Raw genomic sequence first — 17,694 nt, 5'->3', positions numbered from 1 at the left:
GGCGCATCCGATTTATATCGCTTGGGAACCGAAGCGCCTGCTCCTACATCTTGCCTCTATGGCAGACGTACAGAAAACCTTCGCCGACGCGCCCACCATCATCCGGCGGGAGGACTACACGCCGCCCGCCTGGCTGGTGCCGGAAGTGGCGCTCGATTTCGATCTCGGGCTGGAAGAAACGCGGGTCTATTCCACGCTGAAGGTCGCACGGAATCCCGACGCCGCCGCGCGCGAGCCGCTGCGCCTGAAGGGCGACGGGATTGAGCCGGAAGAAGTCACCGTCGATGGCGAGCGGATCAACGACTGGCGGATGGAGGAGGGCGATCTCGTCCTGCCGCTGCCCGCGGACGCGCACCATATCGGCATCACCACCGCGCTGAAGCCATCGGACAATACGCAGCTGATGGGCCTCTACGCCTCGAACGGCATGCTGTGCACCCAGTGCGAGGCGGAGGGCTTCCGCCGCATCACCTTCCACCCGGACCGGCCCGATGTGCTGTCGCGCTACACCGTGCGGATGGAGGGCGATGCCAAGACCTTCCCCGTTCTGCTGTCCAATGGCGATCTGGTGGGGGAAGGCGAGGGCGAGAACGGCCGCCATTACGCCGTCTGGAACGATCCGCATCTGAAACCCAGCTATCTGTTCGCGCTTGTGGCGGGCGATCTGGTGGTCAACCGCGATACGTTCACCACCATGAGCGGACGCAAGGTGGAACTGGGCATCTTCGTGCGCGAAGGCGATCTCGATCGCACCGGCCACGCCATGACCGCGCTGAAAAATTCGATGAAGTGGGACGAGGAGACCTACGGGCGCGAATATGATCTCGATATCTTCAACATCGTCGCCGTCAGCGATTTCAACATGGGCGCGATGGAGAACAAGGGCCTCAACATTTTCAACACCCGCTACATCCTGGCCGATCCCGATACGGCGACGGACAATGATTATGACGGGATCGAAGGCGTCGTCGCCCATGAATATTTCCACAACTGGTCGGGCAACCGCGTCACCTGCCGGGACTGGTTCCAGCTTTCGCTGAAGGAAGGCTTCACCGTTCTGCGCGATCAGCAGTTCAGCGCCCATATGGGCTCCGAACCGGTCAAGCGGATCGAGGATGTGCGTATCTTGCGCGCCGCGCAGTTCCCGGAAGACGGCGGCCCGTTGGCCCATCCGATCCGGCCTGATTCCTATATGGAAATCTCGAACTTCTACACCGCGACCGTCTACAACAAGGGCGCCGAGGTGATCCGCATGATGCTGACCATGATCGGCAAGGATCGCTTCCGGAAGGGCACCGATCTCTATTTCGATCGCCATGACGGCGAAGCCGCGACCTGCGAGGATTTCGTCTCCGCGATCGAAGACGGCGGCGATGTGGACCTGACACAGTTCCGCCGTTGGTACAGCGAGGCGGGCACGCCGCATGTGGCCGCAACGCTGCGCCATGAAGGCGATACCGCGGTGCTGGAGCTGAAGCAGACCAAGGGCGCGGGCACCGAGGAGCCTGCCCCCAGCGAAATGGTGATCCCGCTGCGCATCGCGCTGTTCGACCGGGAGACCGGCCGCAATCTGCGCGAGGAACTTGTCATTCTGGACGCGCCGGAGAAAACGGTGCGGTTCGAGGGTTTCGAGGCAGCGCCCGTCCTCTCGATCAATCGCGGTTTCTCCGCGCCCATCATTCTCGACAACCGGCGCGATCCCGCCGATCTCGCCTTCCTGTCCGCGCATGAGGACGATCCGTTCGCGCGGTTCGAGGCGATGCAGCAGCTGATGATCGATCATCTGGTCGGCGTGATTGGCGGCGAGGCGGGTGACGAGAAGCTGATCGTCGATTCGATCGCCGCCGCGCTGGACGAGGACGGCATCGACCGCGCCTTCCTGGCCGAAATGGTGCAGCCGCCCGCCGAGAGTTTCCTGGGCGAACAGATGCTGGTGATCGATCCGGCGGCGATCCACGAAGCGCGCGCCGCGCTGCGCAAAACCATCGCCACGCAGCTGAAGGATCGCTGGCAGGCGCATTACGATGCCTGCTCATCGGTGCCTTTCTCGCTGGATGCGGACGCCAAGGCGGCGCGCAAGCTGCAGGGCGTGGCGCTGTCCTATCTGGCCGCTGCGGACGAGGATGCGGCGGCGGATCTGGCCTTTGTCCAGTTCGAACGCGCCGACAATATGACGCAGCGCCTCTCCGCGCTCGCCACGCTGTCGCACGGGGCTTCGGACAAGCGCGAAGCGGCGTTCGATATCTTCTACAACCGCTACCGCGACGATGCGCTCGTGCTCGACAAATGGTTCGGGCTGCAGGCACTGTCCCTGCGCGACGACACGCTGGAGGCGGTGAAGGCGCTGGCGGACCATGCCGATTTCACCCTGAAAAACCCCAACCGCGTGCGCGCGCTCTACGGCAGCTTCACCGCCAATCAGGCGCGCTTCCATGACGAAAGCGGGGAAGGCTATCGCATGCTGGCCGATCTCATCATGACGCTGGACGACAAGAACGCCCAGCTCGCCGCCCGCTTCGTGCCGACGCTCGGCCGTTGGCGCCGGTTCGAGGAGAAACGGTCTGTCCTGATGCGCGCCGAACTGGAGCGGATCGCGGACAAGCAGGGCTTGAGCAAGGACACGAGCGAACAGGTGCTGAAGAGCCTGGGGCGGTAATCCCAGCGCACTGCTATGAAAAATTCCGTTCGCCCTGAGCTTGTCGAAGGGCCGTTCTTCTTCCGCAACAACGGATCAAAAAAGGGCGGTGCTTCGACAGGCTCAGCACGAACGGATTCTATGATATGGTTCCGCTCATGATCGACGTACAAACCGCCCCCACGCTCACCGTTCCACACGGCTTCCTTGGTCGGAAGGGCGGGGTATCGAACGGCCTCTATGGCGATCTCAATGTCGGCATCGGTTCGCAGGACGATGCCCTGGCCGTTGCCGAAAACCGGCGGCTCGCGGGCCGCGCGGTGATGGCCGATGCGCCGCTGCAGACGGTGTATCAGGTGCACGGACGCGATGTCGTGACGCTCAGCGGGCCGCTGCCCGCGGACGAACGCCCGAAAGCCGATGGGATGGTGACGGCGACGCCCGGCCTGCTGCTCGGCATCCTGACGGCGGACTGCGCGCCGGTGCTGCTGGCGGATGAGGAAGCGGGCGTGGTCGGCGCGGCGCATGCCGGTTGGAAGGGCGCGCTGGCCGGGGTCACCGACGCCGCGATCGAGGCGATGGAAGCGCTGGGCGCAGACCGGGCCCACATCGTCGCCGCCGTCGGCCCGTGCATCGCGCAGGCGAGCTATGAGGTAGATGCGGGCTTCCTGCAGCGCTTCTGCGAGGACGCGCCCGAGAACGAACGCTTTTTCGCGGACGGCGCCGATGGGCACCATCAGTTCGATCTGGAAGGCTATGTCGCCGCGCGGCTGGCGGCGGCGGGTGTGACGCGGGTCGCCTGCCTCGGCCTCGATACCTATCGGCTGGAGGACCGCTATTTCAGTTACCGCCGCGCAACCCACCGGGAAGAGCCGGACTACGGGCGGCAGATATCGCTGATCGGCTTGGCGGCGCGCTGAGGATACCTCTCTTCTCTTCCGTAAGTCCTGAGCTTGTCGGAGTCGCAGACGGTGCGCAGCACCAACGACGTCTCTCGACTACGCGCTACGGACGATAAGCGCCCTTCGACAAGCTCAGGGCTACGGCGTTTGGGCGGCCATGATTGACACTCGCTCAGGCAGGGCCTCTGCAGCGCTGCATCCGCCCGGCATTGCCGCGTCGCCTTCGGCTCCTCGCAATGACGTAGGTCTCTATGAAAACGCTGGAAAAGTAGGACTTCCACTGATCTGATCGCCTCATGCTTCCGCTTTCGCCCCGCTCCTATCACCTGTCGCCGCGTCCATCCGACGCGCGCGATTTTCCCGCTCTGGACAGTGTGAAGCAGTGTGAAGCATCCGCGCCGTTGCCCCTGGCGTTCGCAGTGCCTAGATGGGGCCTATCACCGGCCCCGCGGCCGGACCGAGACGACGTCGGCGGCGGAGATGCCCTTCTGCGGAGGTTAGAAGGCGCCGTGCCCCGCCCGGCAGCAGAACAGCTCCCGCCTTCCTGGGAGCGTGACGACAGGAAGGACATTCCATGAGCACATCCGAAGAGAACCCACCGCTCGGCACCATGACGCCGCGCCGCCGCCCCAAGCCCGATGTGAAGGAGATTGGCGGCCGCAAGCTGAAGCCCTCCACGCTGATGATGGGCCACGGCTTCGATCCCAAGCTGTCCGAAGGCTCGCTGAAGGCGCCGATCTTCCTCACCTCCACCTTCGCGTTCGAAAGCGCGGCGGCGGGCAAGCGCCATTTCGAAGGCATTACCGGCAAGCGCCCCGGCGGCGCCGAGGGCCTGGTCTATTCGCGCTTCAACAACCCCAATCAGGAGATCGTCGAAGATCGCCTGAGCGTTTGGGAAGAGTCGGAGGATGCGCTGGTCTTCTCCAGCGGCATGAGCGCGATCGCCACCACCATGCTGGCGCTCGCCAGCCAAAACGACGTGATCGTCCATTCCGGCCCGCTCTACGCGGCGACCGAGACGATGGTGGCGAAAATCCTCGCCAAGTTCGGCATCACCTTCCTCGATTTCCCGGCCACCGCATCGAACGAGGAGGTCAAGGAACTGCTGGGCCGCGCGAAGAAAATCGCCGATGACAAGGGCTCGAAAGTGGCCGTGGTCTACCTCGAAAGCCCGGCCAACCCGACCAACGCGCTGGTCGACATCGAAGGCGTGTCCAAGGCACGCGACGAGGTGTTCGGCACGGGTGATGATATGCCGCCGGTGGCGATCGACAACACCTTCCTTGGCCCCCTTTGGCAGCGTCCGCTCGATCATGGCGCGGACATCGTGATCTACTCGCTGACCAAATATGTCGGTGGGCACAGCGATCTGGTGGCAGGTGCGGCGCTTGGCGAGAAGCGCTGGCTCGACCCGATCCGGGCGATGCGCAACACGATCGGCACGATCAGTGACCCCAACACCGCCTGGATGCTGCTGCGCAGCCTGGAGACGGTGGAACTTCGGATGGCGCGCGCGGGCGAGAATGCCGAAAAGGTCTGCACCTTCCTGAAAGGCCATCCGAAGGTGGAGCGCGTCGGCTATCTCGGCTTTATCGAGGATCCTTCGCAGAAGGACATCTATGACCGGCATTGCCTTGGCGCCGGATCGACCTTCTCGCTGTTCGTGAAGGGCGGTGAGGAAGAGAGCTTCCGCTTCCTGGACAATCTGAAGCTCGCCAAGCTGGCGGTCAGCCTCGGCGGCACCGAAACGCTGGCCAGTCATCCCGCGGCGATGACGCATATTTCGGTCTCCGACGAGCGCAAGAAAGCACTCGGCATCACCGACAATCTGGTGCGCATCTCGATCGGTGTGGAAGACCCGGACGATCTGATTGCCGATTTCGAGCAGGCGCTCGACGCGGTATAACCACGGTTTGGCGCTTGTAAGGGCGCTGTGAATGGTCCATCTGCGCGGGTAATGAGTTTGCGCGCGGATTTCGACGAACAGAACGGAGAGGGCGGGCGCACGCTTGTCTTCTCCGGCAGTCTGTCGATCTCGCAGATCGGCAATCTATCGCGCCGCCTGCGTGATACGGACGATATCGCCGCCCTCGATATTTCGAACATCGAACATCTCGATACCGTCGGCGCCTGGCTGCTCGTGCGGACCGCGCGTGACAGCGATGCAGAGATCATCGGCTGCGACGATGATCAGCGTCAGCTGATCGAAGAAGTCCGCCGCTCGGACGAGCCGGTGGAACTGGAGCGCGATCACGGCCCGCCTTTCCGCGCCATGCTGGCCGAGGTGGGCGAGGCAACGATCGCGGGCTTTTCCAGCTTCATTGGACTGATCGCCTTTTTCGGGTCGACCGTGCTGGCCACCGGCCGCGTCTTGATGCACCCGCGCCGCATTCGCTGGAACGCCATCATTCAGCGTTTCGACGTCGTGGGCGTGCGTGCGCTTGCCATCGTCGGATTGATGAGCTTCCTGATCGGCGTGGTCATCGCGCAGCAGGGCGCGGTTCAGCTGCGTGCGTTCGGCGCGGAAATCTTCACCATCAATCTCGTCGGTCGCCTCACCTTGCGTGAACTCGGCGTGCTGATGACGGCGATCATGGTCGCAGGCCGGTCCGGCAGCGCCTTTGCCGCGCAGATCGGCACGATGAAGCTGACCGAGGAAATCGACGCGATGCGCACAATCGGCGTGTCGCCGATGGAAGCGCTCGTCCTCCCCCGCGTTCTCGCCACCGTCCTGATGATGCCGCTCCTTACCGTCTATGCCTCGATCATCGCGATCGTCGGCGGCGGTCTGTTGTGCTGGATCGGGCTTGATATCCCGCCTGCGACATTCGTCTCGCGGCTGCGCGAGGTGACCCCGATCACCGATCTGTGGATCGCGCTGATCAAGGCGCCGGTCTTTGGTGCCATCGTCGCCATTGCGGGCTGCTATCAGGGCCTGCAGGTGGAAAATGATGCCGAACAGGTCGGTCTCAAGACCACCGCCGCAGTGGTGCAGGCGATCTTCATGGTGATCGTGCTCGACGCGTTTTTCGCCGTATTCTTCAGCGCATTGGGTTGGGTATGACGCGCAAGCAATCCCGCATTCCCGATACGGTGATCAAGGTCCGTGGACTGAAGAACAGCTTCGGCGATCAGGTCATCCACGAAAATCTCGATCTCGACGTGTGCCGCGGCGAAGTCCTCGGCGTTGTGGGCGGGTCTGGCACCGGCAAGTCTGTGCTGATGCGTTCCATCATCGGGCTGCAGCAGCCTGATGCGGGCAAGATTCGCGTCTTCAACCACAATATGCTCGGCGAGATGGAGGAAGAAGAGGCGCTGGAGGAGGGCAGCGAGGCGCAGGACGTGCGCAAGCGCTGGGGCGTTTTGTTTCAGGGCGGTGCCTTGTTTTCCACCCTCACGGTCGCAGAAAATGTCCAGGTTCCCCTGCGCGAATTCTATCCGGACTTCACGCCCCGGCTGCTGGACGAACTGGCCCGGTACAAGATCAATCTTGTCGGTCTGCCCCCCGAATCCGGGAGTAAATACCCGTCGGAACTTTCGGGCGGTATGAAGAAGCGAGCAGGCCTTGCGCGGGCGCTGGCGATGGATCCGGACTTGCTGTTCCTGGACGAGCCGACCGCAGGACTCGATCCGATCGGCGCGGCCAAGTTCGATGAACTGACGCGCAGCCTGCAGGAAACGCTGGGCTTCACGGTCTTTCTCATCACGCACGATCTCGACACCCTGCACGCAATTTGCGACCGGGTGGCGGTGCTTGCGGACAAACATGTGATTGCAACCGGCACGATCGATGAACTGATCCAGCTGGATCACGAGTGGATCACCGAATATTTCACCGGCCCACGCGGCCGCGCCGCTCTCGGGGCGAAAGATCGCGTATCGGGTCAGGCAGCGCAGAATGATAGCGCGGCAAAGGCAATGGACAGCGCGCCCGACGGCGAGGCATAAGGCACAGACAATGGAAACCAAATCCAATCATGTACTTGTCGGCGCGGTCACGCTGATGCTCGTCACCGCTGCGGTGGTGCTCATCATCTGGCTCGCCCGGTTCGGCGAAGGCGACCGCAAGGAATATGATATTTTCTTCAAGAGCTCGGTAAGCGGCCTCGCCCAAGGTTCCGGCGTGTCCTATTCGGGCGTGCCGATCGGTCAGGTGAAGGCGATCAAGCTCTGGGAGAACGACCCCGAGTTCGTCCGCGTGCGCATCGCGGTGGACGATAGCGTGCCGATTCTGCAGGGCACGATGGCAACGGTGAGCGGCATCGGTTTTACCGGCGTATCGGAAATCCAGCTGAGCGGAGCGGTGAAGGGGTCGCCGCCGATCGTGGAGGACGGGCCGGAGGGCGTGCCGGTGATCCCGACCAAGCCCGGTGCTCTGGGCGAGCTTCTGAACAGTGCGCCGCTGCTGGTGGAACGCCTGTCGACGCTGACCGAGCGTCTGAGCGAGCTATTGTCCGAGGACAATCAGGAAAGCTTCTCGCAACTGCTGAACAATGTCGAATCGATTTCGGCAAGTTTTGCCGAGCAGGCGCCTGAACTGACCGCCGCGCTGCGTGATGCGCGCGTCGCTGTGCGCCAGGCCGGCGATGCGGCGCAGAAGATCGGCAATCTTGCCGACAGCACGGACAAGCTGGTGAACAGCGATGGCCAGCAACTGGCGGCCGAGCTGCGTGAGACCATGGCTTCGGCGCGGACCAGCATGAAAGCGCTTGAAAACACGGTGCAGGCCGCCCAGCCGGGCGTCACCAGCTTCTCCGAACAGACCGTGCCGGAAGTGAACCAGCTGGTGCGCGATTTGCAAGCCACCACGAAGTCGCTGAAAAGCATTACCGAGAAGGTCAATCGGGGCGGCGCCGGTTCGCTGATCTCGTCGCAGCCGCTGCCGGATTACAAAGGGAAATGAGACTGCCCATGAAAGCCCTGAGCTTGCTCGTTCTGGCACCGGCGGCGATGCTGTCGGCCTGCATCAGTTTCGGCCCCGATGCGCCGCCCTTCCTCCTTACGCTGACGCCGGACCAGACGGTTCAGGCCGGTACCGTAATGGCCGGCAGCCAGGCGAGCGCGTTGGTGGTCACGGAGCCATCCACGCCGCAGAAGCTCAGCGTCACCCGGATTCCGGTGACCAGCGCATCGGGCACCATCAGCTATCTGAAGGACGGCAGCTGGGCGGATACGCCTGCAAGCCTGTTCACCAGCCTGTTGTCGGAAACTATCGCGGCGCGCGGACGGCTTGTCCTTGATGAGGCGGAATCGGGCGGAAAATCGCAGGATTATCTGACCGGAGAGCTCGTCGATTTCGGCGTGTACGAAGCGCCCAGCCGCGCCGTGGTGACCTTTGATGCCGTGCGACGGCTGCCGCAGGGCCGGGTGGAAACGCGCCGGTTCACCGCGACCCGCCCGCTCACCAGCATCGATCCGGCAAATGCCGGTGCCTCGCTCAACAGCGCGGCGAATGAGGTGGCACAGGCGGTCGCCGCCTGGGTGGCCGGTTAAGCGAAGCCTTCCGGCGTCGGCCAGCCCGGCGCCGTAAAGCCGAGCACCTTGAACAGCTCGCCCATTTCATCAGGAGCGGTCAGCCGTTTCAGTGCAGCGGCGATCGCGCTGCGCTGATCGGGCGCAGCACTAGCCAGCGTTCGCGCCCGCGTCACGATGCCGAGCATCGCAAGCCACCGGCCCTGACCCACTGGGCCGTGAACGCCCATTTCCGCCACCCGGCCGATATTGGCGAGCTCCTGAAAATTGACATGGGCCGTCAGATCCACCGCTCCGGGATCGGCAAAGGGTTCTGCGCGGGCATGATCCTTCACCGCCTGCAGTGTCTCACCGATGCCGGATCGATCATATCCGTAATCGATAGCGAGAAGCGCTCCGCCCTGCGCAGCGATCCGGCGCAGCAGATCGAACAGGATGGTGGCGGCATCGGGGCAATGTTCATAGATGCTGCCAACCGGAGCGCCGCGCACCGCGTCCGGCACGAGCGCGTCGACCGCGCGCGTACCGGTTTCGGCGGCAAAGCCATCATCGCCGTCCAGCGCCACCATCCGCTCGCGCCAGCCGTCTTCGGTCGCGATCATCTGGCGCACGGGCAAGGCGTCGAAAAATTCGTTGGCGACGATCAGCAGAGGGCCGTCACGCGGCAGACTTTCGATGCTGTCATGCCATTCGGCCAGGGGCAGCCGTTCACGCTGCGCCGATCGTAGCGCCGCACTGGTCTCCACCAGCTGGACCGAAGGCGACAGGCCAAATCCTGTGGCGGAACGCAGCGCATCATGCGCCAGCGTGCCGCGGCCCGGACCCAGTTCCACATAATGGACCGGCTCGGGGCGGCCTGCGCGGATCCAGAGATCGGCCAGCCATAGGCCCACCATTTCGCCGAACATCTGGCTAATCTCGGGCGCGGTGACGAAATCACCACCTGCGCCGAACGGATCGCCCGCCGCATAATAAGCGGCGTTGGCCTCTCGCATATATTCGGCAACGCTGATCGGGCCGGAGGCCGCGATCCGGCGCCGCAACTGGTCGGTAAGCGTAGCGTCTTCAGGCAATGCTGTCCTGGCCCGCAACCGGTTCGATCCGCTGGCGCCGGCCTTTGGCGGTCAGCACGAGGAAGAGGCCGAGCAGGATCATCGGAATGGTGAGCCACTGGCCCATGCTGAGGCCGGTCTGATCGGCCAGCCACTGCAATTGGCGGTCCGGCTGGCGGAAATATTCCAAGAAAAAGCGTGAGGCACCGTAGATGATCGCGGTCACACCCATCAGGAAGCCGGGCTTGTAGCGCGCCTGTGTCTTCCAGAAGAAGTACCACAGGATCGCGAACAGCAGCACGCCTTCCAGACCTGCTTCGTAAAGCTGGCTGGGATGACGTGGCAGGCCGTCCCCAGTGGGGAAGATGACGGCCCAAGGCACATCCGTCGTGCGGCCCCAAAGCTCTCCGTTCACGAAATTGGCGAGCCGTCCGAAGAACAGGCCGAAGGGGATGCAGCAGGCCACATAGTCGCAAATCCGCAGGAATTGCAGCTTGTGGACGCGCGAGAAGATGAAGATGGCAAGGATAGTACCGAGCGCGCCGCCATGCAGCGACATGCCGCCCTCCCACACCTTCAGGACATTCACCGGATTATCGAGCAGGCTCGGCTGGTAGAACAATACATAACCGATCCGCCCGCCCAGGATGATGCCCAGCGTGGCGTAGAAAATCATATCGTCGGCATGGCGCCGCGCCATCGGCGCGCCCGGCGCATCCACCAGCTTGGTGAGATACCAATAGCCGATGAGGATCCCGGCCAGATAGGCGAGTGAATACCAACGCAGCTGAAAAAAGCCGAGATCGAGTGCAACCGGATCCAGTCCGAGATTGCTGTAGTTGATAAAGCTGCCGGCCTCGGCGAGCATGGATAGCATCGGCTCTTTCCCCCCGCGGAGTTGGGCCTCATATAGAGATAAAGCCAGTAAGGCCAACAGGAGAGATTACTTCATGCCCTCGGAACTTGACCGCCAGATCCAAGCCGCCGTCGCCGCACTGTCGAAGCCAGGCGAGCTTCTGGAAACGCAAAGCTTTGAAAAGGACGGTGTGGCGCTACCCGCGCTGGTGAAGGCTCCGCCGTCGCTCGCCCATTATATCGGGCATTTCTGCATGCAGCATAAGGACACGGAATTCCTGATCGACGGGGATTTGCGCCTAACCTTTGGCGAGGCCTATGAGGCCGCGCGCGTGCTGGCCGGCGGGTTGATCGCCAACAAGGGGATCGAGAAGGGAGACCGCGTCGGCATCGGTGCGCGCAATTCGGCCAACTGGGTCGTTGCCTATATGGCGGTGCTGATGGCCGGCGGTGTGGCGACCTTGCTCAACGGCTGGTGGCACGGCAGCGAATTCGCAGAGGCGATCAAGATGGTCGGCTGCAAGCTGGTGCTGGCCGATCCCAAGCGCGCCGCAAGGCTGGAAGGACAGGATCTCGGCGGCGCGGAGGTCTTCGTTTATGACAATTTCGTGGGCCCCCGCGAATCCTTTGCGCAGATCATGGAGGGCGCTGCGGCAGAAACCCCGCTCCCGGTTCTGAGCGGCGACGACAAGGCGACGATCCTGTTCACCTCCGGCTCGACCGGCCGGTCCAAGGGGGCCTGGTCCACCCACCGTGCGGTGGTGCAGGGCACGATGAACTATGTCGGCGGCACGATGGTGCTGTTGCAGCTGGCCACTGCGCGCGGCGAGGCACCGAAATTCCCGCCCGCGACGCTGATGAACGTGCCGCTGTTTCATGTGACCGGCGAAGTGCCGATGCTGCTGCAGGGCTTTGCCATGGGCCGCAAACTCGTGATGATGCGCAAATGGGATGCGGAGGAGGCAATGCGCCTCATCGAAAAGGAAAAGATCACCTATTTTACCGGCGTACCGCTGATGAGCTATGAGATCGCAGTGCATCCCAAGCGCGGCGATTACGATCTTTCAAGCTGCACCATCATGGCCTCGGGCGGGGCACCGCGCCCTGCCGAACATGTCACCAAGATCAAGCAGGGCATGAAAGAGGGCGGCCCCGGTATCGGCTATGGCCTCACCGAAACGAACGCGGTGGGCTGCACCAACTTTTCGGACAATTATATCGACAAGCCGGACAGCACCGGTACGCCATCGCCGCCGCTGGTCGATCTTGGCATCCTGGATGATTTCGGCGCGCCGGTGCCGCAGGGAGAACGGGGCGAAGTCTGTATCCGTTCGATCGCCAATTTCGAGGGCTATTGGAACGACCCCGAGGCAACGCGCGCGGCGATTACAGATGATTTGTACTTCCGCACCGGCGACATCGGTTATGTCGATGAGGACGGCTATCTCTACATCGTGGACCGCAAGAAGGACATCATCATCCGAGGGGGCGAGAATATCGCCTGCACGGAGGTGGAAGCCGCGGCCTATGAGCATGAAGACATGGCCGAGCTTTGTGCCTTTGGCGTGGCCGATGATCATTACGGAGAAGTGGTCGGCATGGTCTATCTTCCGCGCGAGGGTGTCGATCTGGGCGCAGACGAACTGCGCTCTTTTCTCGAAAATCGCCTCGCCAAGTTCAAGGTGCCGCAATATCTCTGGAAGGCGGAAGAGATGCTGCCGCGGCTGGGTACGCAGAAGATCGACCGCAAAACCCTGCGCGCGGAATATAATGCGAAGGTAGCAGGCGACGCGGCCTAGAGCGTTTGAGTTTGGGCAGCCTCGTCTCCATATCGGACCCATGAAGGCATTGCGCGACAAATTCGAAGGGCAGCGCGGCATCATCGATCGCCGCGCGCTCGCCGGCACCATCGATGGCCTGATCGCCGAACATGGCGGCAAGGGAGCGCGGCCCGCGATTCGCAATCTGCTGCAGGAGGCGCTTGCCGCTGGCCGTGCGGAGATCGCGCACCGTCTGGAGGCGGAACCGACCGAGGGGCATGCCCGCGCGGCAGAGCAGGCGCATCTGATCGATCAGATCATCCGTCTGATCTACGATTATGTCACCGGGCAGCTCTACCCTTCAAGCAATCCATCCAGTTCGGAGCGCCTCTCGCTCCACGCGGTGGGCGGCTATGGTCGCGGTGAGATGGCACCGCATAGCGATGTCGATCTGGCCTTCCTCACGCCCTATAAACGCACCGGCTGGACCGAGCAGGTGGTGGAGGCCGTGCTATATTTTCTGTGGGATCTCGGCCTGAAAGTCGGCCATTCGAGCCGCTCGCTTGATGAGATGGTGAAGCTGGCGCGCGAGGATGTGACTATCCGTACCTCGCTTCTGGAAGCACGCTTCATTTGGGGCGATCGCGGCATTTATGACGAGGCCGCCGAACGCTTCTGGAACGAAGTGGTGGCAGGCAGCGTGCCGCGCTTCATTCAGCAGAAGATCGAGGAGCGCGATGCGCGCCACCGGCGGATGGGCGATAGCCGTTATGTCGTCGAGCCTAACGTGAAGGAGGGCAAGGGCGGCCTTCGTGATCTGCAGACGCTCTACTGGATCGGCAAATATATGTACCGCGTGCCGCAGGCCGCCGAACTGGTGGCCGAAGGGCTGTTCACTCGCGCCGAATATCGCAAGTTCCGCCGCGCGGAGAACTTCCTCTGGGCGGTGCGCTGCCATTTGCACACGATTACCGGCCGCGCTGAGGACCGGCTGACCTTCGATCTGCAGCGTGAGGTGGCAGAGCGGATGGGCTATGCTGATCGGCCCGGCAGCTCATCGGTCGAGCGGTTCATGAAATTCTATTTCACCAATGCCAAGACCGTCGGCGATCTGACCGGCCTGTTCCTCAGCCATCTGGAAGAGGCGCAGGCCAAGCGCATGCACCACCGGTTTACGCGCCGGCCAAAATCGCTGAAAAAACTGAACGGTTTTCAGCTGGATCAGGGACGCATCGCGATTCCGGACGATGATTTCTTCCGTGAGGATCCGGTGCGGCTGATCGAGATGTTCTGGCTGGCCGATCGCTATGGCTATGAAATTCACCCGCTCGCCATGCGCGCCGCGCGGCGCGATTCAAAAAGCATCGACGGTCCAGTGCGCCGTGATGCGCGTGCCAACCAGCTGTTTCTCGATGTGCTGAGCTCGCCGCGCGATCCGGCGATGGTGCTGCGCTGGATGAACGAGGCGACGGTCTTCGGCCGCTTCGTGCCGGAGTTTGGGCGCGTCGTCGCGCAGATGCAGTTCGACATGTATCACCATTATACCGTGGACGAGCACACGATTCGCGCGATCGGGCTGCTTAGTGATATCGAAAGCGGCAAGCTTGCCGAAGACCATCCGATCGCCACCGATATGCTGCCCAAGCTGAAGCATCGGCGCGTGCTTTATGTCGCGACCTTGCTGCATGACATCGCCAAGGGCCGTGGCGGCGATCACAGCGTGCTGGGTGCGCAGGTAGCGCTCAAGCTTTGCCCGCGGCTGGGGCTGGATGCGTCGGAAACCGAGCTCGTCAGCTGGCTCGTGCGCTATCATCTCCTGATGAGCGCCACCGCTTTCAAGCGCGATCTGGCCGATTACAAGACCATCGCCGATTTCACCGATCAGGTTCAGTCGATCGAGCGGCTGAAGCTTCTGTTGCTGCTGACGGTCGTCGATATCCGCGCGGTGGGGCCGGGTGTGTGGAACAGCTGGAAGCGCCAGCTTCTGGGCGATCTTTATTCCGCGGCGGAGGAGGTGCTGCGCCTCGGCCATAAGGAACATGGCCGCGCAGAACGGATCGAACAGAGCAAGGAGGCGCTTAAGGCCGCGCTTGATCTGCCCGAGAAGGAATTCGCGCGGCTCGCCAAACGCTTTCCCGATGCCTACTGGATCGCGGAACCGGACGATATCGTGCTGCGCAATGCGCGCGATTTGCTCGCGGCAGGCGACGATGCGCTGTCGATCGACGCCTGTTATTATGCGGAGCGCGGCGCCACCCTGGTCTCGGTCTATGCGGCCGATCATCCGGGGCTGTTCTATCGTATCGTCGGTGCGATTCACCTAGCCGGTGCGTCGGTGATCGACGCGCGCGTCCACACGACGACCGACGGCATGGCGATGGACAATTTCCTGGTACAGGACCCGCAAAACCGCCCGTTTTGCGACGAAGATCAATTGAAACGGCTGGAAGATTCGATTGTCGAGGCGCTCACCAGCCGCTCGCGCATGGTCGACCGGCTGGAACAGCGCCCGCTGCCGTTGCCACGTGCCGATGCGTTCGAGGTGGCCCCCTTCGTGGTGAGCGATAACGACGCGTCCAACCGCTTCACGGTGATCGAGGTGAATGCGCGCGACCGGCCGGCTTTGCTCAACAGCCTTGCCCAAGCGCTGTTCCGATCCAAGGCGATGATCCGCAGCGCGCACATCATGACTTATGGGGAGCGTGCGGTCGATACGTTCTACGTGACCGATCTGCTGGGTGCCAAGATCGAGGGTTCGCAGCGGCTCAAGACGCTGGAAGCGCGGCTGATGGAAGCGGCCAAGGGAGAGTTCGACGAGGAACGGCAGGTGGCCTGAACGCCCGTGGATCCGATTTCGGCGCGCGGACCGTTAGAGCTGGTGCCCTGATCGATCGCGCTTGGTGTCCAGATAGGCATGGTTGTGCGGATTGGGCGCAATCTGGATCGGAACACGTTCTTTCACCGCGATACCCGCTTTCTCCAGTCCCGCTACCTTGGCGGGATTGTTGGTCAGCAGCCGCACCGCATCGATACCGAGCAGACCAAGCATGCGTGCGGCGACCGCAAAGTCGCGCGCGTCGTCGGCAAAGCCCAGCCGCCGGTTGGCGTCCACGGTGTCGAAGCCCTGATCCTGCAGATCATAAGCGCGCAGCTTGTTGACGAGGCCGATGCCGCGCCCTTCTTGGCGCAGGTAGAGCAGCACGCCCCAGCCGTGATCGTCCATGCGGCGCACCGCCTCTGCCAGCTGCGGCCCGCAATCGCATTTGAGCGACCCGAAAACATCGCCGGTCAGGCATTCGCTATGCAGGCGCACCAGAGGCGGCCCATCGCGGCGCGATCCCACCATGAGCGCGACATGTTCGCGCGCGTCCGATTCGGCGCGGAACACGGTGATATGGCTATCCTCGGCCCCCAGCACGGGCAGGCGAGCCCGCGCCGCGATGCGCAGCTGCGCCGGATCGCGGTAGGCGGCAATATCGGCCGTGCTCGCGCGGTCGACGGCATCGTCTTGGCTGAGCACCAGCAGCGCCGGAAGGAGCCCGGCATGGCGCGCGAGCTCCAGCCCGCCGCGTGCTGCGTCTCCGGCATTCAGCGCCAGCGCCGTAAACGGCCCCTTGAAAGGTGTCGCAAGGTCGCGCGACGGGTCGGCGATCGCAATGATGGCAGGCCCCGTCAGCGGTTCGGGCGTTTTAATGAGAACCGGCGCTGCCCCGTGAGCAGCCTCACGCTGGTTGACGATTTTCAGCGTGGCCGCGCGCTCGGCTGAAATCAGCAGGGTCGCATCTGCCGGAATCGCATCCTCGAACAGCGTTTCAACCGAACGGACGATCATCGCGCCGTCTTGTCCTTCGATCCGCACCGGCCAGCCGCGGCGCAGCGCATCGATCGCGCGGGCGGCGCGGCGCGCATCGTTTGGCTGGCTCAAAGACGGAATTCCGTGACGATGGGGATGTGATCGGAAGGGCGCAGCCAGCTGCGGCAGTCCTCATGCACCACATGGGAAACGGCATGGTCGGTGAGATCGGGCGTCACCCACATATGGTCCAGCCGCCGTCCGCGATCCGATTTGGTGTGGTCGCGCGCCCGGTAGCTCCACCAGGTGTAGAGTCGCTTGGGTGCCGCGTGGAAATGGCGGCCGAGGTCCACCCAGTCGCCCGCCGCTTTCAGCCGGTCGAGCGTTTCAACTTCGATCGGTGTGTGGCTCACCACCTTGAGGAGTTGCTTGTGGCTCCACACGTCGCTTTCCAGCGGAGCGACGTTGAAATCACCGGTCAGGATGGTGGGGTGTTCCAGCGTGCCGGACCAAGCGATCATACGCTCCAGAAAGTCCAGTTTCTGGCCGAATTTGGGGTTTTCTTCCCGATCCGGCACGTCGCCGCCTGCGGGCACATAGACATTTTCCAGCCGCCAGCCATTGGGCAGGCGCACGCCGAGATGCCGCGCCTCGCCATTGTTCTGCCAATCCAGCCGATCATCCTGCGACAGCGGGATCTTGCTGAGGATGCACACGCCGTGGTGCATCGGCTGGCCGTGGAGCATCTGGTGATTGTAGCCCAGCATGCGGAAGGGGCCTTCCGGGAACTGCTGGTCGACCACCTTGGTCTCCTGCAGGCAAAGAATATCGGGTGATTCTTCCTTCAGAAAACGCTCAACGCTTTCCATGCGCGCGCGGACCGAGTTGATGTTCCAGGAGGCGATGCGGATCGTATTGGACATGCCGCAGGACTTAGGCGCGCATGGCCCAAAACCCAAGAGTGCAGTGCCGTTTGCAGGAGGCGCGGGGCCTTACGGTCACGCTTGCACCTGACAAAGCAAAACCCCCATCCCGGGGGCAAAAAGGGATGGGGGCCAAGCTTGCGTTCGTCACGCTTTGTCAGAAACGGCCGACAATAAGAGCGAGCAACAGGGGGGAACTCGCTCGATCGACCGTTCCTGTGATCTCCAATTACGCTTTCCCACCTGTCCACATCATGAACATAGCAGTCAGATTCCTGCCATGTTCGCAGTCCGTAGCTTGC

Annotated in this window: 13 protein-coding genes; 9 read left to right on the top strand and 4 right to left on the bottom strand. The window is 62.9% G+C overall.

Translation table 11 applies throughout. The features are described 5' to 3' along the window. Positions 1-58: 58 nt before the first annotated feature. From pepN to H7X45_RS09865, 7 genes are all read left to right on the top strand, one after another. Positions 59-2,656, top strand: coding sequence for an aminopeptidase N (gene pepN / locus H7X45_RS09895; protein WP_187334727.1), 2,598 nt, complete (start codon positions 59-61; stop codon positions 2,654-2,656). 137 nt (positions 2,657-2,793) lie between these two features. Beyond that, positions 2,794-3,555: a peptidoglycan editing factor PgeF gene (gene pgeF, locus H7X45_RS09890; protein WP_187334726.1), complete on the top strand. Its 762-nt coding sequence runs from the start codon at positions 2,794-2,796 to the stop codon at positions 3,553-3,555. Positions 3,556-4,111: 556 nt separating this feature from the next. Further along, on the top strand, positions 4,112-5,443 hold the full coding sequence (locus H7X45_RS09885; RefSeq protein WP_246449425.1) for a cystathionine gamma-synthase family protein: 1,332 nt from the start codon (positions 4,112-4,114) through the stop codon (positions 5,441-5,443). Positions 5,444-5,494: 51 nt separating this feature from the next. Beyond that, the gene (locus tag H7X45_RS09880) at positions 5,495-6,601 is read left to right on the top strand and encodes an MlaE family ABC transporter permease (protein WP_187334725.1); all 1,107 of its coding nucleotides are present in this window, start codon (positions 5,495-5,497) and stop codon (positions 6,599-6,601) included. Then, the gene (locus H7X45_RS09875; protein WP_187334724.1) at positions 6,598-7,485 is read left to right on the top strand and encodes an ABC transporter ATP-binding protein; all 888 of its coding nucleotides are present in this window, start codon (positions 6,598-6,600) and stop codon (positions 7,483-7,485) included. Before H7X45_RS09880 ends, H7X45_RS09875 begins: the two co-directional genes overlap by 4 nt. 10 nt (positions 7,486-7,495) lie before the next feature. After that, positions 7,496-8,440, top strand: coding sequence for an MlaD family protein (locus tag H7X45_RS09870; RefSeq protein ID WP_187334723.1), 945 nt, complete (start codon positions 7,496-7,498; stop codon positions 8,438-8,440). Between the two features lie 8 nt (positions 8,441-8,448). Continuing rightward, entirely contained in the window at positions 8,449-9,030 is a 582-nt protein-coding gene (locus H7X45_RS09865) for an ABC-type transport auxiliary lipoprotein family protein (RefSeq protein ID WP_187334722.1), read from the top strand. Here the strand turns inward: H7X45_RS09865 and H7X45_RS09860 are convergent. Together H7X45_RS09860 and lgt are read right to left on the bottom strand one after the other, a co-directional pair. Beyond that, positions 9,027-10,082 (bottom strand): class I SAM-dependent methyltransferase, encoded by a 1,056-nt coding sequence (locus H7X45_RS09860; RefSeq protein WP_246449424.1) that lies wholly within the window; start codon positions 10,080-10,082, stop codon positions 9,027-9,029. The two genes, H7X45_RS09865 and H7X45_RS09860, sit on opposite strands and share 4 nt — an antisense overlap. Next, entirely contained in the window at positions 10,075-10,938 is an 864-nt protein-coding gene (gene lgt, locus H7X45_RS09855) for a prolipoprotein diacylglyceryl transferase (protein ID WP_187334721.1), read from the bottom strand. The genes H7X45_RS09860 and lgt overlap by 8 nt, the downstream gene beginning before the upstream one ends. A gap of 73 nt (positions 10,939-11,011) precedes the next feature. Between lgt and H7X45_RS09850 the strand changes: the two genes are divergently transcribed. After that, the gene (locus tag H7X45_RS09850) at positions 11,012-12,715 is read left to right on the top strand and encodes a class I adenylate-forming enzyme family protein (protein WP_187334720.1); all 1,704 of its coding nucleotides are present in this window, start codon (positions 11,012-11,014) and stop codon (positions 12,713-12,715) included. Between the two features lie 40 nt (positions 12,716-12,755). Further along, complete coding sequence (locus H7X45_RS09845; RefSeq protein WP_187334719.1) at positions 12,756-15,512, top strand: [protein-PII] uridylyltransferase; 2,757 nt, start codon at positions 12,756-12,758, stop codon at positions 15,510-15,512. A gap of 33 nt (positions 15,513-15,545) precedes the next feature. Here the strand turns inward: H7X45_RS09845 and ribA are convergent, their stop codons facing one another. Beyond that, a complete protein-coding gene (ribA, locus tag H7X45_RS09840; protein ID WP_246449423.1) occupies positions 15,546-16,601 on the bottom strand; it encodes a GTP cyclohydrolase II in 1,056 nt (351 codons plus the stop codon). Then, complete coding sequence (xth, locus tag H7X45_RS09835) at positions 16,598-17,392, bottom strand: exodeoxyribonuclease III (protein ID WP_187334718.1); 795 nt, start codon at positions 17,390-17,392, stop codon at positions 16,598-16,600. The genes ribA and xth overlap by 4 nt, the downstream gene beginning before the upstream one ends. Positions 17,393-17,694: the final 302 nt, after the last annotated feature.

It is taken from the genome of Novosphingopyxis iocasae (assembly GCF_014334095.1).
Lineage (GTDB): Bacteria > Pseudomonadota > Alphaproteobacteria > Sphingomonadales > Sphingomonadaceae > Novosphingopyxis > Novosphingopyxis iocasae.
Note: the sequence above shows the minus strand (reverse complement) of the source record. Positions and strands in the feature narration are given on the sequence as shown.